This window comes from Ekhidna sp. (genome assembly GCF_964218185.1).
In the GTDB taxonomy this organism is placed as follows: domain Bacteria; phylum Bacteroidota; class Bacteroidia; order Cytophagales; family Cyclobacteriaceae; genus Ekhidna.
Window position 1 is genome coordinate 214477 of the sequence record NZ_CAXPLV010000004.1, and the last position, 22418, is coordinate 236894.

The 22418-nt window shown below is 42.1% G+C and carries 17 protein-coding genes; 7 read left to right on the forward strand and 10 right to left on the reverse strand.

Annotated features, from left to right (window positions below; all coding sequences use genetic code 11):
* Nucleotides 1–24: 24 nt before the first annotated feature.
* The 4 genes from ACEQZT_RS04835 to ACEQZT_RS04850 all read left to right on the forward strand — a co-directional run bounded on the left by ACEQZT_RS04835 (nt 25) and on the right by ACEQZT_RS04850 (nt 8900).
* Nucleotides 25–5028 carry a T9SS type A sorting domain-containing protein gene (locus tag ACEQZT_RS04835; protein ID WP_370087788.1) on the forward strand — a complete coding sequence of 1668 codons (5004 nt, stop codon included), beginning with the start codon at nt 25–27 and terminating at the stop codon, nt 5026–5028.
* A gap of 71 nt (nt 5029–5099) precedes the next feature.
* Nucleotides 5100–5552 (forward strand): isoprenylcysteine carboxylmethyltransferase family protein, encoded by a 453-nt coding sequence (locus tag ACEQZT_RS04840; RefSeq protein ID WP_370087790.1) that lies wholly within the window; start codon nt 5100–5102, stop codon nt 5550–5552.
* Nucleotides 5553–5655: 103 nt separating this feature from the next.
* Nucleotides 5656–8400 carry a 7TM diverse intracellular signaling domain-containing protein gene (locus ACEQZT_RS04845; RefSeq protein ID WP_370087792.1) on the forward strand — a complete coding sequence of 915 codons (2745 nt, stop codon included), beginning with the start codon at nt 5656–5658 and terminating at the stop codon, nt 8398–8400.
* 110 nt (nt 8401–8510) lie between these two features.
* Complete coding sequence (locus ACEQZT_RS04850; RefSeq protein WP_370087794.1) at nt 8511–8900, forward strand: hypothetical protein; 390 nt, start codon at nt 8511–8513, stop codon at nt 8898–8900.
* Between the two features lie 221 nt (nt 8901–9121).
* Here ACEQZT_RS04850 and ACEQZT_RS04855 read toward each other — a convergent pair whose 3' ends face one another.
* A complete protein-coding gene (locus tag ACEQZT_RS04855) occupies nt 9122–9418 on the reverse strand; it encodes a hypothetical protein (RefSeq protein ID WP_370087796.1) in 297 nt (98 codons plus the stop codon).
* 602 nt (nt 9419–10020) lie between these two features.
* Here ACEQZT_RS04855 and ACEQZT_RS04860 point away from each other — a divergent pair.
* Together ACEQZT_RS04860 and ACEQZT_RS04865 are read left to right on the forward strand one after the other, a co-directional pair.
* The gene (locus ACEQZT_RS04860) at nt 10021–10299 is read left to right on the forward strand and encodes a DUF1778 domain-containing protein (protein WP_370087798.1); all 279 of its coding nucleotides are present in this window, start codon (nt 10021–10023) and stop codon (nt 10297–10299) included.
* On the forward strand, nt 10296–10793 hold the full coding sequence (locus tag ACEQZT_RS04865; RefSeq protein ID WP_370087800.1) for a GNAT family N-acetyltransferase: 498 nt from the start codon (nt 10296–10298) through the stop codon (nt 10791–10793). The genes ACEQZT_RS04860 and ACEQZT_RS04865 overlap by 4 nt, the downstream gene beginning before the upstream one ends.
* Nucleotides 10794–11035: 242 nt before the next feature.
* On the opposite strand, the gene ACEQZT_RS04870 is transcribed toward ACEQZT_RS04865, so the two are convergent.
* The gene (locus ACEQZT_RS04870; protein WP_370087802.1) at nt 11036–11611 is read right to left on the reverse strand and encodes a hypothetical protein; all 576 of its coding nucleotides are present in this window, start codon (nt 11609–11611) and stop codon (nt 11036–11038) included.
* Between the two features lie 23 nt (nt 11612–11634).
* Between ACEQZT_RS04870 and ACEQZT_RS04875 the strand changes: the two genes are divergently transcribed.
* The gene (locus tag ACEQZT_RS04875; RefSeq protein WP_370087804.1) at nt 11635–11823 is read left to right on the forward strand and encodes a hypothetical protein; all 189 of its coding nucleotides are present in this window, start codon (nt 11635–11637) and stop codon (nt 11821–11823) included.
* A 33-nt stretch (nt 11824–11856) separates the two neighbouring features.
* On the opposite strand, the gene ACEQZT_RS04880 is transcribed toward ACEQZT_RS04875, so the two are convergent.
* The 8 genes from ACEQZT_RS04880 to ACEQZT_RS04915 all read right to left on the reverse strand — a co-directional run bounded on the left by ACEQZT_RS04880 (nt 11857) and on the right by ACEQZT_RS04915 (nt 22417).
* Entirely contained in the window at nt 11857–12732 is an 876-nt protein-coding gene (locus ACEQZT_RS04880; RefSeq protein WP_370087805.1) for a hypothetical protein, read from the reverse strand.
* A 74-nt stretch (nt 12733–12806) separates the two neighbouring features.
* Nucleotides 12807–13109: a tyrosine-type recombinase/integrase gene (locus tag ACEQZT_RS04885; RefSeq protein ID WP_370087807.1), complete on the reverse strand. Its 303-nt coding sequence runs from the start codon at nt 13107–13109 to the stop codon at nt 12807–12809.
* A gap of 87 nt (nt 13110–13196) precedes the next feature.
* Nucleotides 13197–14627 carry an alpha-amylase gene (locus ACEQZT_RS04890; protein ID WP_370087809.1) on the reverse strand — a complete coding sequence of 477 codons (1431 nt, stop codon included), beginning with the start codon at nt 14625–14627 and terminating at the stop codon, nt 13197–13199.
* Between the two features lie 166 nt (nt 14628–14793).
* The gene (locus ACEQZT_RS04895; RefSeq protein WP_370087811.1) at nt 14794–16641 is read right to left on the reverse strand and encodes a glycoside hydrolase family 13 protein; all 1848 of its coding nucleotides are present in this window, start codon (nt 16639–16641) and stop codon (nt 14794–14796) included.
* A 15-nt stretch (nt 16642–16656) separates the two neighbouring features.
* Entirely contained in the window at nt 16657–19800 is a 3144-nt protein-coding gene (locus ACEQZT_RS04900; RefSeq protein WP_370087813.1) for an alpha-amylase family glycosyl hydrolase, read from the reverse strand.
* Nucleotides 19754–20587 (reverse strand): hypothetical protein, encoded by an 834-nt coding sequence (locus tag ACEQZT_RS04905; RefSeq protein ID WP_370087815.1) that lies wholly within the window; start codon nt 20585–20587, stop codon nt 19754–19756. The genes ACEQZT_RS04900 and ACEQZT_RS04905 overlap by 47 nt, the downstream gene beginning before the upstream one ends.
* A gap of 7 nt (nt 20588–20594) precedes the next feature.
* Nucleotides 20595–21041, reverse strand: a complete 447-nt coding sequence (locus ACEQZT_RS04910) for a DUF5004 domain-containing protein (protein ID WP_370087817.1) — start codon at nt 21039–21041, stop codon at nt 20595–20597.
* 11 nt (nt 21042–21052) lie between these two features.
* Nucleotides 21053–22417 (reverse strand): RagB/SusD family nutrient uptake outer membrane protein, encoded by a 1365-nt coding sequence (locus ACEQZT_RS04915; RefSeq protein ID WP_370087819.1) that lies wholly within the window; start codon nt 22415–22417, stop codon nt 21053–21055.
* Nucleotide 22418: the final 1 nt, after the last annotated feature.

Consider the following 22418-nt stretch of genomic DNA (forward strand, 5'->3'; position numbering starts at 1 on the left):
AAAGCATTCAAAAAAAGTTGCCTTATGAAACGAATTATTTACTGCCTTTTTGGCCTTTTAGCCTTTCAACTAAGTTTTAGTCAATCCTATGTCGATAAATGGGTTGCCAGCTATTCTCCTTCCGGTTCTTTTGAACTGGCAGAGTCAGCGACCAGCTCACTGGGAGAAACCTATATGCTCGGTACAGTCTTTACCGGATCCGATTACGATGCGGTCCTTGTCAAGTTTGATGCAGATGGAAACCTGGACTGGTCCAGAACCTACTCATCGGCCTTTGGTAGCTCCGAGGACTATGGAGTGGCACTCGCGGTTGATTTGAGTGACAATGTATTTATTCTGATCAATATCAACCCGGATGAGGCACAAAACTCAGCGGTAGCCAATGGTATCCTCATTCGGAAATACAATGCTGTCGGGACGCTATTGTCTGAGTACGAAAGTGTGAATGACGCCACCGTGAAATTTGGAAATATCGGTTATGATATCGGTTTTATTGATCATCCATCGTATTCCGATATTTATCTCACAACCTCGCGTGCAGCGACTGGTGGAATGGGGCTGGAAGCTCGTTTGTGGCGTTTTGACAGTTCATTGAATTTTGAAGCCTCAGCTAAATACGACACCAGTGATGATGACATTCCTGAGCAACTGGTTTTTGCCGGTCCCAGACCATTCATGGTGATCCGTAAGCCGTTGGGAGTGCAGGTAGAAGGTTGGTTGACAGCCTTTGCTTCCAATGAAGCCTCTTCTGAAAGCAGAACCTATAATGCAGGCAGTGCGGTAGCGGAAATCGTGGACGCATCACCTTACTATTCCAATACGGAAATGGTTGTGCTAGTCAGACTGACGTCTGGCAGCTACCGATATCGTGTATTTGATATCTATGATTTTGACGGAATATCAGGAGAGTTTACGAAAACATTTACCAGCACCTACACCTTGAATGACCTCACCGTCAATGACAACACCCCTCAGGATGTGTATGTTACCGGATCAAAAACGGTTTCGGGACATGAGGAGATGCTGCTCATGAAGCTAAACGCTACAGGTACCACACAGTATGAAAATCTGCTGTCAGCTACTCATGGAAGCAGCAGCTCGGTTGGGATGACCATTATCAAAGATGGAAGCAGCCTAAAAATAGGAGGCATGGTGGTAGAATCAAGCACTGCGCTACCAGGCTCTGCCACATTCGATACGGATGGAAATCAGACCGATGTGTCGCCTTTTTATTCAGGTGCTAATTCGGTTGATCAGATGGAGCAGGGAGCCAATGGTGAAAACATCTTAGTCGGAAGTAATGGGAGTAGCGTGTATGCTTATGCCCAATGCTCCGGACCACCAAGTGTTAATCTGGGTGAAGATATCGTCTCCACTACAGGACAGACCGTAACCCTGGGCTCTACCTTACCAACAGGACAGACTTACTTATGGTCTACAGGTGCAACCTCACGCACCATTCAGGTCTCCACAGGCGGTACCTATTCAGTTACAGTTAGAAACTCCTCAGGATGTCCTGGGAGTGATGCGGTCGATGTGAGTTTCCTTGAAGCAGCTCCCGATGCGCCGACTCTCTTACAGCCTGAGATTGTTGCTACGCATGCTTTTAACCCTGTGATCCGGCTCAACTGGGCAAATGATGATCCTAAAGCGGTCAATCACTCGCTGACGTATGAGGTTTCATGGAACCCCGGATACTCTTTTGAAGAGTACCTCGGACCGAATACGACGTATGACTTTACCGCCAGCAACCTAAGCAACGATCGGTATGACATGCGGATTGCCTCACGAAACAATGACGATGTGGAGTCTGGAGGAAAGCTCTTCAGCTTGAGGCCATGTAACTTGTATGACATTACGGCATTGGAAACCTACATGAGTGGACTTACGCTCAACGGGCCTTCCTCATTCACTGATGCAGGTGGAACGGGCTCCTTCAACCTGAGTGGTTTCAACGGGGGTGACGATGAGCTGGATTCCTTCTTTGAGTGGGTGTTGCCAGCCGGGTGGGAAGTGACGAATTACACCGCGGTAAACGTGTCCGTTTCTGTCCCTGCCGATGCAACCAGCGGTCAGGTAGGTGTCCGGATTGTAAATCCATGCTCCGGCGAAGCTACCTCTACCATTACCAAAGATGTATCTATTGTTAGAGACCAAACGATCACTTTCAGTCAGCCGTCAAACACCAAAGTAGGAGAACCTGCTTTTGATTTGGGAGCTACGGCCACCTCCGGTTTAGCGGTGACATATGAAACCAGTCCCACCGATGTTTTAGAGATCAGCAATGGAATGGCCACCCCATTAAAGGCAGGAACAGTGACGGTGACAGCAAATCAGGCAGGCAATGAAGAATGGAACGCTGCAACACCTGTACAGCGCACTTTCACTGTCAACAAAGGCGATGATGTCATTACGTTTGATGCACTGGATAATGTGGTGTGGGATGCGGCTAACTTCGATCTGGATAATCTTGCCACCTCTAAAAGCGGAAGGCAAATCACCTGGTCCGGAACGGACGATCTCATTGCTACCGTTTCGTCTCTCGGAAGCGTGGATCCAAAGAAACCGGGCACCATCACGATCACGGCTAGCTTGGCAGCCAATGACGACTGGAATGCGGCTGTTGATGCGCAGCAGACGCTTACCGTAGAGAAGGCCGATCAGACCATTACTTTTTCTGCTGTGCCGAACAAGCTCGAAACCGATGATGATTTTCAAATTTTTGACTACATCACCGTGTCATCCGGACTTCTCCCGACAGTGGTTAGCTCGCAAACTTCTGTGGCAGACATTACAGGTTCCGTATTAAATATCATAGGTCCTGGGACGACAACCCTTACTGCCTCGCAGGTAGGGAATGATTACTATAACCCTGCATCGAATAAGCAGCAATCATTCACTGTAGAGGCAGTGTCTACACTGGCATTTTCAGCAGGGTATCCACAGTTTGAGCATTTCCTCGGATCGACTTATCGCCTTTTGTTGAAGCTGACGGAGACCGGGAGTGTGTACTATATCGTGGAGCCGGATGGAAGCGCAGAACCCACACCTTCTCAAATTGAAGCTGGAAAAAATGCTTCAGGTTCCGATGCTTTTAAGAAGGGAGTGGCCTTTGATCTGGAGGCAGAAACAGAAAACAATGCTGCGCAGATCAGCGGATTGGCCGAGGGAGCTTCTTACGATATTTACCTGGTCTTGGCAGATGAAAGCTACGCCTTGCAATCTAATGTGACCAAGTTGGATGTGACCATAGAGGACAATACAGCTCCATCCTGGAGTGAAGGATACCCCCAGATGGGAACGATTTCTTCTCTGGAAGCTGACATAGAAATTGAGCTGAATGAAGAAACGGGGACAGTGTATTATGCCGTATTCGCCAGCAGCTCCACTACACGCTTTCCTGCTAATCTGAAAAACGGCAATAATTTTGGAGCAATCGATGAAGGATCTGTGGCAGCCAGTGCCACCGGGTTTACCCTTACCGGGCTAACCGAGGCTACCGAATATGATGTGTGGCTGGTGGCGGAAGATGCAGCTGAAAATCTGCAATCCACTGCCGTGAAGATTGACTTCACCACCATCGATGACATTGCCCCTGAATTTGCGAATGGGTTCCCTACGATTGCGGCAATCGATGAGACTGCCGTGGACATAGATGTGAAGATCAATGAGGGAGGAACCGTATATGCCGTAGCACAGCTTTCCGGTGAGCCGGCCCCAAGCTTTGGGCAGGTGAAAGGTGGAAACAACAGCAGTGGAGCTGCGGCGATTAGTGCCAGATCTCTTTCAGTCATCAAAAACACTCAAGGTAAGATGACATTGACCGGCCTCACTTCAGAGGTTGCTTACGACTTTTACGTGGTGGCGGAAGATGTCTATGCCAATAACAGTGGAACGCCGGTGAAGCTGTCTGCAACTACCGCTGATTTGAAAGCACCGACAATCACTCCAACCTATCTAACTGAAGTTTCAATTACCTCAACGGAAGCTACCTTTTCCTTTTCGTTGGATGAGGAAGGTACTTTCTATTATGTACTGGACAGAAATATTGTCACCAGCCCAAGCCCTGCGCAGGTAAAAGCAGGTAAAACAGAAAACGATGAGATGGCACAAATTTCAGGATCGAAAGTGGTGAATAGCGTGGGAGTAGATCAGGACATTACCATTTCTGGATTGAATCCGGGACAGGAATATGAACTGTACTATGTGGCGGAAGATGGTATTGGAAATATCAGTGCTAGTACACTGGGCAACACGTTCAGTACTGAAAAGCTTGATCAGACGATTACGTTTGAGGAATTGCCAGCCAAGGTTTTCGGTGATGCGAATTTCAATCTGGAAGCCACGGCAAGCTCTGGTCTCACAGTCATTTACTCCAGTTCAGATGAAAGTGTGGCGATGATTTTGGACAACACAGTCACCATCGTTGGGGCCGGCACCACAACAATCACAGCGATGCAAGAAGGAGATGTTACTTACCATGCGGCGGAGCAGGTGCTTCAGGACCTGATGGTGAGCAAAGCGACCCAAACCATCAGCTTTGCAGCACCTGATATCAAAACCGTAGGTGATGCTGCCTTTGATCTGGAAGCAACCGGCGGAGCGTCCGGCAATCCGATCACCTTCACAAGCTCAGATGAAAATGTGGCAACCATCTCTGGTAGCACCGTGACCATCGTAGGAGCCGGCACCACCACCATTACGGCCAGTCAGGCTGGAAATGCGAACTATGAGGTGGCAGTAGAGGTAACCCGGGACCTGGTGGTAGAAGCGCAGGTGGTGGCGAGTGTTCCACTTAAAGCCACGGTGAAAATCTATCCGAACCCGACGGCAAGCAAGCTAACGGTTACCGGCAGGCGACTGAGTGGTGCTACGTTGTATGACCTGAGTGGTGGTAAGGTACAGCAGTGGGGCATTGGGGATAAGACCACCCTGGACCTGAGTGAAATTCCGGACGGGGCATATTTGCTGCAACTGACGGATCATGAGGGTACGCGTACAACACAGCGAATACAAAAGAAAAACTAAGGCAGCTTTAGCTAAGGCTATAGCGAAAGGTCACTCTGGGAGTGGCCTTTTTTTATTTGTATCTTCCCTTCATGAAATTGAAAATTCCACCGGTTGTCATATTCTTTATCTCTCTTGGAATGCTGTTTGGACTATATTATCTCATCCCTGAATTGGCGTATTCATTTCTATATCAGCGACCTATTTCCAGAATATTTCTGATAGGAGGTGCTTTATGTGCTTTGATGGGGATTGTGGCATTTCGGACGAAGAGTACCACTGTAGATCCACTAAATCCAAACAAAGCTTCATCACTTGTGACACACGGCATCTATCAGTACAGTCGGAACCCGATGTATGTAGGTATGGCAATGGTGCTGTTGGGAGGAGTGATTCGAATCGGTAGCCCATTAGGAATTCTGGCTGTATTGTTTTTTGTGTGGTATCTCACCCAATTCCAGATTAAGCCGGAGGAGGAAACGCTTCGAATACTTTTCAAAGAAGAATATGAAAACTACTGCCAGAAAGTGAGGAGGTGGATTTAGCTATTAAAGTTGAATGGTTATCTTGAGGGAAAGTTATGACTCATTGAATTATCTGATTCACACTGCCTTACCCAAAAGGGTAAAATTGCTATTCTTCCTTTCAATGTTTTCCTATGCAGGGACTACTTTCTCGCAAAAGCTACCTGATCCTATAAACCTGGATGACATATCTAAAATCAATAGTTTCAAATTAGAAGAAAGGGATTTTCTTCTCGTAAGTCAATCAGATTCTGCTACCAGAAATTACTTTGGTCTGGATAGTCTGGAGGGTGTGTATGGTATAGATCCGGATATAGAATATAGTATAGAACCTTTCTGGCTGATATTCCAGTTAGAAAATTCTTTGAATCAGGAACAAGAGCTTTATCTGAGATTCCCAGTAGATATAGCTAAGCTTATTACGATTGACAGTACAAAGCTTGGATCAATGCAAATTGGTGGCTTCTATCCACCGATCAAGTCTCTGACATCCATGCATCAAACTCCACCCATTTTTGACCCATCAGCATTCATTGTTTCAGTTCCACCTGACTCAACCATTACCATAGCCACTTGGGTAGGTGGAAATTTCCTGACCGGAGGAGTTATAGATATTGAACTGATGACAAGGAGCACTTTCTTAAATACCATGCTCCCGGAAATCACCCGAGCATATTACTTCCAGGTACTATTTGTGGGGATGATGTTTCTATTGGCAATCTTCAATTTTTTAATTTTTGTTGGTAATAGAGATCGAACGTATCTTTTTTACAGCCTGTACGTCGTTGGCATTAGTCTTTATTTCTTTTCTGCAACTGGGCTGGACCGATATCTCTTTGCTCCTGATTCACCTTTTGGAATACTGAGACTCAATCTCACCAGCTATTCTACTTCTATTTTTTATCCGCTATTCTGCCTTTATTTCCTTCATAGAGATGGATGGAAGCCTCGACTAAGGAAAGCGTATAAACTGATGCTCTGGGCATCTATAATCTTGTGTACATTAAGCTCTTTGCTGCTGATATTATTGCCTTCTTGGCAATATAAGGGACTACTCTACATCAATCAGATGTATACTCCTGTCGGACTCATTAGTGTTGTCGTGTTTTTGTACAGCATAATCGTTTATGTATTCAGTAAAAATGTACTTGCTCGCTACATTGGCTGGGGTGGACTCGTTGTTACTTTGTTCGGATCGCTTCAGGTGTTGCGATCCAGCCTGTTTGCTTACGAGGCATATCCTGAGTGGGCGGGTAGTCTTGTATTTATTGTTTATGGTTTTCAAATAGGCACACTGATCCAGGCGTTGGTTTTTGCACTTGCATTGAGCTATCGGAGTAGGAAAATCGAGATGGAGCGTGCCGCCCTTTTGGAAATAGATCGGACCAAGACACGATTTTTCGCCAATATTTCTCATGAATTCAAAACTCCACTTTCATTGATCATTGGGCCGGCGGGAGAGCTTTTACGGAAGGCCAAAGATGATGGAACGAAGAAATTATTGACTTCAATTAGTCAGAATGCACAGCGGCTTCTTAAGCTCATCAACGAGATACTTGATTTGTCTAAAATAGAAGCCGGGCAGTCTCAACTCAATAACTCATCCACCAATGTGGTTGATTTTGTTGAAATGATTGTGCTTCAGTTTCAATCCTACGCCGAGGCACGACAGCAACAACTAACCTTTACATCATCTAAAAGTGAATGCTGGATACTTACAGATCAGGACAAACTGGAGAAGGTATTGATCAATCTGATTTCAAATGCCTGTAAATACACCCCTGCGGAAGGAACAATACAGGTTGAAGTTTTAGCTACAGATACTGAGATCACAATTAGGGTAGTGGATTCAGGAATGGGCATTTCGTCAGAGCATTTGCCACATATCTTCGATCGTTTTTATCATGTTTCTAATGCTGATTTTGTCACCGATCAATCTTCTACTGGTATTGGGCTGGCGCTTAGCAAAGAGCTCGTTCAGGTTTTAGGAGGTACTATTGAGATCAAAAGTGATCAAGATGAAGGTACAGAATCGGTGGTTTTCCTGCCATTCATACCTGCTGATCCAGTCGTTTCAGAAAGTAGTGCAGAAATAGATCAGGAGTTGAATGATAAAAATGGACAGGCTAATCTCCTGCTTATTGAAGATAATGTCGAACTACGAGCGTTTATCAAATCCTGCCTCCCGGATAATCTGAATGTGCTGGAAGCTGAGGATGGTGAAAAAGGAGTAAACGTTGCGATTAGTCAAATTCCTGACATCATTGTGACGGATGTGATGATGCCAAAAAAGGATGGTCTGGAAGTTTGCAAAGAGCTAAAATCACATGAAGCCACAAATCATATTCCTGTTGTTATTTTAACGGGCAAGTCTTCACAGTCCAGCCGGCTGGAAGGATTGGAGTCCAATGCTGATGCTTACCTGTCCAAGCCATTCGATGCGGATGAGTTACGATTGGTGATCAGAAACTTGCTCGCCAGCAGAGATCAGATGAAGTCTCGCTACAGCAACACACTAAAATTGGAAGCATCTGAAATAGAAGTCAGCTCACAGCAAGAAATATTTCTGAAGAAAGCCATTGAAATTGTAGAGCAGCACATGGCAGATGAAAACTTCTCTGTAGAGGAGCTTAGCAGTCAGCTAGCTCTGGATCGGACTCAGCTTTTTAGAAAACTGAAAGCGCTGACTGGCGAAAGTCCAAGTACATTTATTCGTACCATCAGACTGAAAAGAGCTCATCAACTGCTCAATGCACAGGCAGCCACTGTCTCCGAGATTGCCTACGCTACTGGGTTTAGCAGCCCGAGTTATTTCATCAAATGCTACAAGGAACAATACGGTCATTCACCCGGAAAAGTGCATAAGTAGCCATAAAAAGTGGTTTACAACATAATTACAACACGATACAACATGAGTCTTACATATGCTATACAGATTGATTTTAAGATTGCATTGTTGTTTCACTTAAATACAAAGACATGAAAAAGCACAGCCCTATCATCGCAACATTGATTTTTATTTTGACATTTACTTCTTCCTGTACGAAGGATGAACCTGCTGCTGCATGCGAGCAGAACAATACGGGAACACTGATCATCAAGAACAATTATGGTGAGAACCCAAACTCTAGCAATTCATTACTCATTTTTATTAACCGTGATCCACGCAGCGCCAATGAAGCAGGTGATGTAACCATTCCTTATGGAGAAACAGGAGAAATCACTTTACCCGCTGGTATCCATGAAATAAACGTATATCGAAATACTGGTTATTGCTCCACCAGATGCTATGTAAGCAGAGAATTTGAGGGAATGAGAGAAGTAGATCTTGACCAATGCGAAGAGCTAAATATGGCATACGGGAACTAGTAGGTTTTAACACGTTAATAGATGCTATTACTTAAGTTAAGTATGAGTGGTTACTTCGATGTTGACTTCCTGTATCGCACGAAAGCGATTGTTATCGAGCCAAGTACAAAGCCCGGTATAATTTGGACCAGTGCTCCATATATCATTTGATTTAGCAGCACCTGTGGCCAGCTATCGAAATATAGACCGTAATGAGTGCCTATTTCCCATGTAATATCAACTCACCATGCAGCAACAACAGTAAGACGTGAAATTGGTGAAAAAATGGCTAAACTGATCAGTAAAAGGAGATATGGCTGTTTCTCATTAAATAGTTTTATTCCCCAAAACACAGAAAAGGCTAAGGTTAGCCATAGTAGGCCAATTAAAAATATGGCGTATTCAGGAAGTCCGGCAAGCTCCAATAGAAAACGAATGGGAGTTACAAAAAAACTGATGATTATAGGAGCTTTGGCAAGATGAAGAGCTTGTTGAAGAACACCTTTTCTGTTGCTTAATTCCTTTTGATTTATGTCCATATGCTAGTTAATGTTGCTTGAACTCAGTAGATAACCATTTTGGTGCATTCGTGCTAGCGACTGGTATGCATATCTCTCTGATTTATTCCTGAAATAGGCATGACCTGATCGACTGGAAAAACCAACCGTATGGTTCACACAAATTGACTTGACACTTTGCCTAAAGTAACAGGTTGCTTTGCCTAAAGTAACAGGTCACTTTGTTCAAAGCAACAGGTCACTTTGCCTAAAATAAGCGGTTACTTTTAAGCTGCTACGTTCAGGTAAAATGCTGTGTGGCCCGAGCTTAATTAATTGCGATAAAAGTAGCTTATCTGTCCGCGCCCGGCAAGGGGGTGCATTCAAAGTATCAAATGGGCACTGCGCCATGAAAGATTAAAAACTCCCACAAGCGACAGATAGTAGAAAGCACAGCAGACTCTTGGCGGCAGATAAGCGGGATGTTTAGCAAGCTATTGGCAGATGGCTAAGTAAGGCCATGCGCTATATCGTATGTTAGCTTGCGTGTTTCAAGAGTTTTAAACATGTACGTTTAATATACGTACATATTCTTGCACGGTACGGTTAATATACGTACGTTTGTAGAATAAAAGTTTAAGATTATGAAAACTTTAGAAGCAAGATTTGACACTAGGCTACCTAAGCAGCAAAAAGAATTTTTTGAGAGAGCAGCTGTGCTTGGTGGTTACCGTACTCTAACAGAGTTTGTTATTTATTCTGTTCAGGATAAGGCTAAGAAAATCATTGAAGAGCACAACAGGATATTATCATCTGAAAAGGATAAGGAGATTTTTTTTAATGCCCTTCTTGGCGAGTCAAAACCAAATGAGGCGTTAGCAACAGCCGCTAAGAAATACAATGAGGAGTTAGGCAATAAATGAATTACCTAACCACCCCATTATCCAAATCCCATAAAAAGTCCGAATTCTCTTGTGGGAACCAATTATTGGATAGTTATCTGCATAAACAAGCTGGTCAAGATGTTAAGCGAAAATTGTCTGCTTGCTTTATTCTTTCGGATGAATCGAATATTGTAAAAGGTTATTATACTTTATCAAGTTCAAGCATTGAAAGAACTGAGTTGCCAGAAGAAATAATAAAGATTCTCCCTCCCTCATACGAAAACTTGCCAGTTACTTTGTTAGGAAGATTAGCTAGAAATGTTAACAATAGAGGGGAAGGAATTGGTGAGACTTTATTACTGGATGCTCTTAAAAGAAGTTATGATACTACTAGTACTGTTGCTTCGATGGCAGTTGTTGTTGATCCAATAGACCAAGCAGCAGTTGAATTCTATGGTAAGTATGGTTTTGTTCATCTTCCTTCTAGTGGCAAGATGTTCATAACGATGAAAACTGTGTCAAAACTATTTTAGTGCGTTTATGCAAGCTAACGCCCAGATATGGCGCTGTGGCCTCCGAGCTTAATTAATTGCGATGAAATTAGCGAATCTGCCGGTGTTCACAAAGTATCAGACACGCACTGCGACATACAGATTAAAAACTCCCACGAGCAGAGGCAAGTAGAAAGTACATCAGTTTCTTGGCGGCAGATAAGCGAAATGTTTGGCAGACTCTTCGCAGATGACTAAGTAAGGCCATGCGCCATCATCGTTTGTTAGCCATAGTCATTTTCAGTTGACTTGAGTTTAGTTACAATTTCTGGCTCATTTTTTATAATTCTCCAGATTTTCTTAATTAATGACGGTAATAGTAGAATGCCGAAAAAGAGACCATAGCCTAAATACTCTTTCCATCGATCAACTTTGCCCTTATTATAATTTGATAGTGAGTAGACCCAGTCTTTGTTCAGTTGCTTCAAAGCCAATACCTGTATCTTACTCTTTGCACTTCTGATGTGGCTTCCATTCATTTCGGATTTCTCTATGCTTATTACTAACTCGTTTCCAGTTTGGATTTTGCTAATTGCATCAATTGTTTGTTGATTTAGAACCCAATATTTAACAATGAATTTTCTGTGGATTCCTTCTGCATTAAGGATGAAGTATTCATACCCGGACTCAGCGTCTTCACCAAATTCTGGATTATTCGTTAAGGTTATTCTAATTAGCTTGGTATCATCTGGCTCAATGGTTCCAGGCTCATATATTACATAGATTACCAGTCCAGCGAAGAGTAGCATTAGCCCGATAAATTCTTTGACATCAATATCAGAAAGGATCCTTTTTAGCATTCTCTTTTTCTCTGCTGCAGATTATGGCTAACGATCAGCTATCGGGCGTATGTCCCGCAGCTTGTAAAAGCACTAAAGTAGTGAAATCTGCCGAAGCTCACAATGGTTCCAAATGGCACCTGCGTTCTGAAAGTCAAAATCTCCTGCGAGCAGAAGATGGTAGAAAGCACTACCGTATCTCAGCGGCAGATATCACGGTCGAGTTGCACTGAAACTAGCCAGAATGCACTTAGACATATGCCCGATCAGCGACTGTTAGATGCTGAATTAGATGTTAAGCGAATTGAGTTGAGGACTCTGGATTTCAGTCTTTTAGATTGCCGCACGAAATTCACCGGATATCTGATCAAAAGAGAATAGTTATTAGTTCGGGAGTTCAGGTATATTCTAAATATTCCTTCCTCTATTGGATTCCCGTTCCAGTTTCCTTGTGAATCAACGACATAAAATTCGATTCCATTGATAGAAAAAAGCGTATCATAAAGAAACCTCGCATTGTACAGAGAAGTATGAAGCTCTGGTGTTAGTTCCTTTATTGCTGCGAGTTCTATTCGCTCTCTTTGCGATATTTGTATTTTAATTAGATTATCATCCGAATCTATGTAAATATGGCCTAGTGGCTCTGATAGTTCCTTTTGTTTTTCAGTTAGCGTCAACCAGTATGGGAGACTGAGTTCAAGTTGATCAAAGAATTGAAAAGGCTTAAGGTTAGTCGAATCATTAAAATCTATATACTCACAATGAAAGGAGTCAACTTTTTGCATAAAACCATTGTAAGTATATCCTGAATCCAGTTGAAGTTGGTAACTGAACCCATGCTTTGATTTTTCAGTAATGTGTACCTTTTTCCTACCTATTCCATTTGCAGCAACTAAATAATAGTTGTCTTCATCGATCCATTGAATTTTTACTGTGTCTAAAATACTTCTTGTCAACTCAAATGTGATTTGACTTGAAGTATCTCTGATAAAATGCCAGTGGAAATCAACAATTGAATCTCCAATTAAAAAACTTTCATTTTGAATATAGAAACCTTGTCCATTGTCATAAACCTCGTCTGACGTTCTGCATCCAACCAGTAGAATAAAAAGAAAGATTTGTATACTTTTAATAATGTGCATTTTGGCATCTAACATTAATGTAACGCGCACCAAGCCTGCGGCTGTGCGCGTTATCCACCTTTCAAATATACCCTTTACACCATTAAGTCCAATGGACTTTTTACATCATCCAGCACTTTGGTGGTCACATGGGTGTAGATTTCGGTAGTCTTAGCACTGGAGTGACCCAGTAGTGTTTGGATATACCTTAGGTTCGTTCCATTTTCCAGCAAGTGCGTGGCAAAACTATGCCTCAGGGTGTGAGGACGCACGGTTTTGTAAATATTCGCATTTTTCACTGATCGTTTCAGGATTTTCCTTACACTCGACGCACTGTAAGGCTTTCCATTCGGTCCCTCAAATAGGTATTGCTTAGGTCTGTGTTCAGGCAGGTTCATGTTGTCGGACCTTTCTTTTGTTATGCAGTCATAAAAAAGGCAAGTCGAAAGATCGAACTTGCCTTTAGAAGAGAATTGATTACCTAATTAAATATTTGGAGACCAAATGCTGTAGCTATTTGGAGGACATTGAATTTGAACCCATCCACCACTTTGGGTAGTTGGATACCATCCGGAGTGTCCGGTAAAGTCCTTGATCTGAGTGCTATACCAGTTGGTAGGTATCCATCGTGTTTTCCATGAGCTAGAGTTGTTGATGTAGACGATGAGTCCGGGATTTCCATTGTACCCATTTCTTCTTGCCACATATTCATCGTTATCTACATGAAGGATGCTGGTATTTCCTGTTGCCTTGTTGTTGTGAATCCAGATCAGGTTATTGAGTTTGTTTTTATCAAGCCACTCTTCATAGTCTCTATAGAAGATGGTGGGATAACCTTCATGTGTGAGGATATAGGCATAGGCCAACATTTTATTCCATATTTCATCTGTATCATGATTGGTCACGAAGGTCACCGCTTTGTATGGGTTGCGCTTCCACATCATATCATCGTTGAGGATGTTTAGATTGTTTCCATCGAAGGCGTCATTCATTTTGTAATAGCAGGCAAAATCAAACACACTGCTATTTGCAGAATTTGCCCAAGACTCTAGCCAGTTCACATCAGAATCCCAAAGTTCGCCAACTGAAAAGCCTCCTACTGCATTGTTCCACGCAGCAACTACCCATGGCTCAAATCCCTTTACATAGTCAAACCTCCACCCATCAAACCCCATGGTATTCTTGTAGTACTTAGCTACTCCGTCCGATCTATTCCAAAGCCAATCCTGAACATAGGGAACATCATGGCATAAGTCAGGGAATCCTCCGAATGCTCCAGCATCACCTCCATGAACCCAGTTCGGATGGAAATCATGCTGTGAACGTAAAAACTTGCCTGATGCTACTCCGCTAAAGTCCGTCCATGTATTTGTGCCAGTATACTGATTGGCTTCCAGTTGGCCACCGCTGTTGTGGTTGAGGACAATGTCAGCGTATACTTCCATGTTTTCTGCATGTGCTTTGTTGATCAGAGACTGCAGCTCGGACTTAGATCCAAAACGTGTTTCCACTGTGCCGTTTTGGTTATAGTTACCAAAATCAAAATAGTCTGTAGGATCATATCCCATAGAATAGGGGCCATTCTGTGCCTTTGATACGGGTGGTAGCCAAACGGATTGAATACCAGCATTGGACCATGCCGTCAACTTTCCTTTCACTGTATTCCACCAGGTGCCTCCGGCGGGAACATCCCAGTAAAATCCCTGCATCATCACACCACCCCCGGGACCGGCAGTGAAACGTCCTTTTTCATCATTGGGTTGAGTACTAAAAGGTTTACCATCATGACTGGTTACCTGAATAATTTCTGCTGCTTTCTCTGTCTGATTCAAATCCGATACATCTGTATCTTCATCACAGCTAAATAGGAACATTACAAGTCCCGTTCCCAGAAGGACTTTGGTGAGTCTTCTCATAATATTTTTAAAGGTTGTTTATCTAGATTAAGATAATTATTAAAGTGATGGTTTTTATCAAAAAAGTCAGTTAAATAACTGATTATCAGTGATTTTTACATTTCATCTAATCCGAAAACGTTTGCGGGTATTGGGATTTGCAATGAAAAATGATGTCTTACTTATATTACTTTTTTAATTCAAATATCTCGGTACTTATTGGCTTGACAGTGAAGTTAATATTGGTGTTGATTGTTTCGGCTGTGATTACATTTATTGCCGAGGAATAACTATCCAAAATTTCAGCATATCGTTCTCTTCCAACTTTCACTTCCGATTCATTTCTGTTCATTACAACCATAACTGCTTCTTCATCGGTATATCTGAAGTACACATAAATATTATCTTCAGGAATGAAGTGGGTTAGTTTACCTTCATGAATGACTTTAGCATCCTTTCTCCAGTTTGTAATTTTCTTAATGAATGAAAAAGCTGCTTGTTCTTCTTCGTTTCGTTCATCTTCAATGAAAACGGATCGCTCATCATCCGTCCATCCGCCCATCATGTCGGCACGCTGTTTTGCCCAGCTGCCTGCAGACGAGTTTCCCAGCATAAGCTCCGTACCATAGTACACTTGAGGGATACCGCGCATGGTCATCAGATAAGCATAGCCCATTTTGAATAGATCAAAGTCATTGTTTACACGATTAGAAAAACGCTCCAAATCGTGATTGTCCAGGAAAATTACGTTCTTCATTGGGTCAGCATACAACCTGTCTTGTGATATGGTGTAGTAAAGTCTTCTAAGTCCGGTATCCCACCCGAAATCTTCAGTGAGAGCTTTATCTACAGAGAAGGTAACCTGGAAATCAGTTACGCTAGGGAGTTTAGAATCGTATCCCTTGGTGCCGGGAGCTCCTGTCTGCCAGTATGATTCGTGAGCTACTTCATTCACCCAAGATTCACCTACAACATTGAATTGTGGGTAGGAGGTAAGTACTTCATCTACCCACTTGGTCAGATATTCTTTGTATGGATACACATAGGTGTCCATCCGGATCCCATCAACTCCTGAATACTCAATCCACCAAATGGAGTTCTGAATCAGGTACTTAGCCAGGATTGGATTCCTTTGATCCAGGTCTGCAAGCTCAGGAACGAACCATCCTTTAATCAACTTATCCATATCAAATTGTGAAGCGTATGGATCGGATTGTACTTCTCCTCTGAAATTGGTGGTACCGTACGTTTTGATATCATGAAACCAATTGTCAGATGGTAAATCTTTTAGCCACCAGTGCTGATCGCCAACATGATTGTGGATCATATCCATTATTACCTTTAGTCCCATATCGTGGCATTTATCTACAAAGGATTTGAACTCCTCGTTGCTTCCAAAACGACGATCAATTTTGTAGAGGTCTGTGGCCGCATATCCATGATAAGCTCCATATTCAGGAGTTTGATCATTTTCAAATGTAGGGGTGAGCCACGCAGCAGTCATGCCTAGTTCTTTAATGTAATCGAGGTGATCACTTACCCCTTTGATATCACCTCCATGCCGAGCGTCCGGGTTGCTTCTGTCCACACCTTCAAGCATACCATCCACCGTATCATTTTCAGGATTTCCATTAGCAAATCGGTCGGGCATTAGAAGGTAGATCACATCACTTGCATCAAAACCCAGATTTCGATTGGTCTCGGTACTTCGTTGCTTCAACTCGTAGCTGATTTTTTGTTTCGTCTTTTTCCCATCCTTCAAAAGAATTTGAAATGCGCCGGGTCTTGCTTCTTTTGAAATCTCAAGATTTAATACCAAATAGTTTGAATTTGAAAGTTTATCGACTGACTCAATAGTGACGCCTTCATAATTGATTGATGGTTCCAAATCGCCCAGATCAGTTCCATGCAGCATAATTTGCAATTCATTGGTCGGCATATCTGTCCACCAAAAAGGTGGGTCAATGTGGTTTAAATCTTGGGTGAATCCGCTGCTCCACGATAAGCTGAGCAGAAGAATTGAAAGTATTCTCATTTGAATGCTGAATGCTTAATCTTTAATGAACTTTTGAATTATTCTGGAATTTGAACTTAGGAGCTCAATAAAATAAACACCAGAAGTTAGTTGATCTAGATTAATACTTTTCTGGAGTGTCCCCTTTCCAACTGTTTTACCCGAGATATTTATAATGCGGTATGATTCGAAGGCACCTGTTATATTAAGCTCGTGAACAGCAGGGTTAGGATAAACCAAGCTTTCCAAATGATTAATACTCAAGATTACATTATTAGCTGTAATGCTAATATTCTCTGAGCTTCGCTCACCAATTACATTATAAGCTGAAATATAATATTCATATGAACTTCCCTCCGTTACAAATTCATCTAGATAACTCGTAACATCTCCTACCTCGGCAATAAGTTCAAAAGTACCGCCTGAGGATCTGAAAATTTTGTAACCCTTGTTTATTGATGACTCATCTACCCAGCTAAGTTGAATGCCATCTTCTGTATCCAATCCCTGAAGACTTGATGGAGCGAGTGGCTTAAGCGTTGAGATAAGTTCAGGTTCAGTAGGGTCTAATTTCACATCAGTATAGACCCTAAATTCTCCAGGCTGTAGGGATATTGTTGTTGTACCGCTAATATCAATAGATTCACCAAGGTCGAAATAGTGGTACCATTCGCCATCATGAGGAAAACTTACATCAAGGTCTTTCTTTGTAATATTGAAGTTGCCAACAATTACAGCATTCATTTCGGATGGAGTGGATGGATTTTCCAGATCGTTTTGTTTTACCCACATGTATCTGGCAAGATTCGTTCCTCCAAAGAATGAGACATTTCCAGTTTTGAAGACTTCATAGGTGGTTTTAAGATGAATCAACTCACTGGTAACCTTGAAAAGGTTTTCATTTCCTGTATTGTCCAGATAATGCCATGTTGTGGGTTTATTTGAGAGTCTACAGTTGTTGCTGATGGAGCCATCAGTACATCTATTTATTGAATAGTCAAATCCCATTTCTCCAAACTGCCATAAAAGTTTAGGTCCTGGAACGGTATAGAAAAAAGCTGATACCCCCATTATTCTCTCGAGTGCAGTTTGGTAGTTTTTGATTGAGTAGGAGCTATTACCATTACCGTAATTGAGACACCTGTACATCAAACGTTCCTCATCATGGCTCTCCATGTATCCTACCAGATTGTTTTCATTCCAGCCTCTTTCAGAGGCGTCTACCCAGTTAATGCTACTTTCCTGAGAGAAGCCCATTGCAAGCTGACTATAATTATGATTCAGGTGTCCCCAAAGCATCATCCCGTAATTGGCGAGCACAGCCTCCTCATCATTCTCTCCAAGGTGTTCAAGTATAACATATGCATTCGGATCATAGGCCCATATTTGATCAGCCATCCGTTTTAGTATATCAATGCGTTCCTGATTATAGTTAAAAAAGGAGCCAGTCTGCATAAATCCTTTGCTCAGGTCAAAGCGGAATCCATCAAACTTGTACTCGCCTATCCAATACCGGTTGACCGAATCAACGTAGGCCTGTGTTTTTTCATACAGATGATTGAAATCATAGAAGACGTTGAATTCGTGCGGAGCACCATTTTCACCAAATCCATCATTATTGAAGTACAAATTTTCATTTGATGGTAGGTTTTCTTGATCATTCCAATTCAATAATAGGTAAGGAGAGGGGAGATCCTGATGGTTTAAAACCATATCAAGAATAACCGCAATGCCCTGTTGATGAGCCTCATCAATAAATTGTTTTAGCTGCTCTCGAGTACCATACGATTTATCCGGGGCAAACATGAAAGTAGGATTATATCCCCAGCTTTCATTTCCATTAAACTCAGTGATAGGCATTAGTTCAATAGCATTAACTCCAAGACGCTTTAGGTAGGAAAGGGTATCAATCAGATTCTGATAGTTTCTTTGTCCACTACCGAAGTAATCTCTGATCAGTAATTCATATATGACAAGCTCATTTTTATCAGGCTTTTGAAAATCTTCGACTACCCAACTATACACTGCTCGATTGGTCTCAATTACTGAAGCCCGCTGATAGTACCACTCATTCCTCTGGGCCTCATCTGGAAACACTGGCAAATCAGGGTAAGTGTCTGAAGAAATGTAGGTGTCATTGGGATCAGATATTTTATCTGAGTAAGGATCAATGACATAAATGGATTCATCAACCAGGTATTGAAATAAGTACTCTGTGTTGGGTGTTAATGAGCTTATTTCTAACCAAAATAGGTCCCCATCTTTTTTCATTTGAAATGCGGGATCAATATTCCAATTATTGAAGTCACCAACAACATAAATGGAGTTTTTAGACGGAGCATCAAAACACAAAGTGACCTTGGTGTTATCACCTCCGTGGTAGTTGATACCAAGCTTGATTCCTGCAGGAATTGATTCTTCTACCGTGGCTGTCCGAACAATGTAGTCGAAACCAACTTGTTCTGTATCACTGCCATTCGTGACAGTAATGACAACTGGAATTGTCCCCGATGTTTCTGTCACTGTGTGAGAATAGGCATACTCTGTAATTCCTGATACAGTTTCGATATTGGAGCCGTCTATACTCAGGTTAAAGTCAGAGTTTTCTGAAGCGGCGACTTCAATTGCTATTGTTTCATTTTGATCAACGAGTAAACTTTCTTGTGCTGGAGAAATCAGTGAAACACCATATCCGTCCTGAAGTAAATCAACGAATATATCACCATTGCTATCTGACTTTCCTTCAGCACTTCCATTGGCGTTTCGAAAGACCATTCCAATACGATAGATAGGGTCTGAAGGAACATCAAAATACGTTCGAGGATTGATGGTAATAGACCAAAGATCAGTCTCTCCGTCTACTTTAGTCATTTGTCCGACTCCATTATCTGCTCCCCAAGTTCCTACTACATTTTCCCAAGATGTACCAGTCTCTGAGCTGAGAATAACCCCAGCATGCATGTATACTTTAGATGCTCCCTCCAAACCTGAAGTTCCCTGAGTTGCATTGTAAAAGATTGTTAAATTCTCATCTGCAGTGGGAAATACAGGGTCAGTGGTAACTTGAGAAAATAGACTGTGCCCAAATGGCACAGTCAGAAGTACGAAAAGTATTTTGATCAATTTTTTCATTCTAGCATCCTCCTCCGGCAGCTTCGCAACCCATGTCAAAGTAAGCATCTTCCTCTACACGATCGTCATCTGAAAGCATGTCCTTCTTTCTAACGATGAAGAGTAATTGCTCAATGCTTTGTTCCGCTGGAACATCGGTGAAGAAAACATTTGGTACGAATGAAAGCACAAACTTCCCATCACCAAGAGATGTCATTTTGAGATCGTCATTGTTACCAACTTCACTCATATCAGAGATAGGGTATTCTACACCGCCAGCTATTGCAGCGGCATACACATAAATTTCTTCCAAGTTCTGCATAGTTTCTTTTGTCTCTAATGTATTATCATAATGAAACGAAAAAACATCATTGGTGAATACAGCTTTTGGCAGGGCGAATAATTTCGCACTTGTAAAAGGGGGTGCAACGGCTAGGGTGTAATCAGAGGTTTTGAATTCACCACCTGTGGCGCTGCAGTCACCACCTCCGCCACCATCTTTTTCTTTTACGAGCAATGAGAAACCGTTTGCATAAACTACATCGGCTTCAACTCCGTAGAATTCTGTGGGAACCATAGTATATGACCAAAGATTATCTCCAGTCTTTGTCAACTCCAATGCATCATTAGAGTTTGACCATTCTCCATTTCCACCGTCAATAGCAGGCCCAGCTGGCATCCAAGTCCACATATAAAGAGGGCCGTCAGAATCTACAATACTCTGACAATCTCCTTGGCTAATATCTATAGTTAATGTAATCTCTTCACATGGTAACCACTCTTCAGGTTCGATTGTAATCTGTGCGTATGTCGCAAGGACACTGATACAAGAGATAAATGATATAAACTTTTTCATGGGACTTCTATTTTCTGGTGAATAAATACTCATAACTTGATACAGTCTTCTCCTCGCACTTTCTCTCCAGTTTGAGTACCAATGTGTCATTATATGTTCGTATAGGTTGACCTATCTGTAACTGCGTTGTTTGATTCAAGCTCAAATATTCCGGATAGTTCTCATCGTCAAACTGCCACGTACCATCACTTTCAAGAAAATCAGGGCCGCTCCCATGGGTATAGGTAAAAGAAGATGAGGTAAACTCTATTTCCGAAGCAGTGGCTGTAAACAAAGAAGTAAGATCAGTGAACGGTTTGTTAAGATCTAGCTCGTCTATATGATGAACTCTAACCAACACCCATTGATCCAAAATAGCCTCAGATTGATCAAAAGGCTCACCAATTTCCAGATTATCAACTGGATTGGTGCATGCAATCAATCCTACCATGAAATATATTATTGTCTTTTTCATTGTTATAAAATTTAGCAACCTCCAGATTCATTAAACACAAAACCTGGGAACCCTTCAGTTGCAGGAAACTGCAAAGCAGAACCTGGACAATCCCAGTTAGCACCTCTGATTTGAATATCCTCACCAGAAGCTCCTCGTCTATTCAATTGCATAATCCTATCTCCCTCTAGAGACATTTCAAGCCTTCTTTCATTTCTTATTGCTTCAATAATTTGCTCTTGAGTGCTAATCGGACTGATATTAGCAACTCCTGCGCGATTTCTCACTTGATTAAGATCTGCTCTGGCCTGATCCAGGTCTGTACCAAGGATGGCGAGTGATTCTGCACGAGTGAGCAACATATCAACCATATGAATGAGTGCAACATTTTGGAAGTTGCTGTTGAATTTTGTTGTTACATAAAAAACACTTCCATCCTCTCTTGTTTGCTCCTCAAACCACTCAGCTCGCTCATCACTTGCATTTACATTGGCCAGATCATACAATTCCTGACTGACTTTCAGGAAAGGCTCATTGACATCACTACGATAGGATCCGATGAGCACACCTGCTCGATTATCAAATGCTCCTGTACTTAGTGTATAAAAGATATGCTCTGAAGTAATATTTTGAGAGTAGCGTGCATTTATATTGTTTACTACAAGGGAAAAAGGAGATCCAGGATCAATTATTTGACTAGCGTAATAGATGGCAGAATCATAATTCTGTTCCATGAAATACACTTTAGACAAATATCCTTGAGCAGCATATGAAGTTGCATAAACACCATTACTCTCCGGTAAATTTTCCTCTGCAAAACGAAGATCCTTTATGATAGCATCATAGGTCTCATCTACTGTGGAGCGAGTTACAGGTTCGGATCCTGTGAAAGTTCTAACTGCGATTCCAAGGTGAGAGTTATCATTGGTAAACCCAGGAGGATGAGCCATCAAATTCACGAGGTTGAAGTGAGAAATAGCTCTTATGAATCTAGCTTCTGCAATGATTTGATTGCGAGAATCTTCGTCCAGATTTATTTCATCCACTTTTTCTAACAGGGTATTTGCTCTGTGAATGGCAAAATAGGGCTCCTTATAATAATTTCCGACCTCAGAATTGAAAAGGTTGGTGTTTCTATTATATATCTCATTGAAGAATCCAGCAGCGTCAGTGAAGCCACTGGCTATATTGTCAGATAAAAGTTCTGATAGTCGCTGAGATAGTCCATTGTTATAATTTGCAACTACATCATACGCAGAGTTTAAAAGATCTTGTAGATCCTTTTTTGTTTTAATTGCCTCTTCCTCCAGTATTTCCGTGGTAGGTATATCAGTCTCCAACAAGCTGCAACTGAAGGTTATCGTCACTATGAAAAATATGGTTTTAATCTTTTTCATA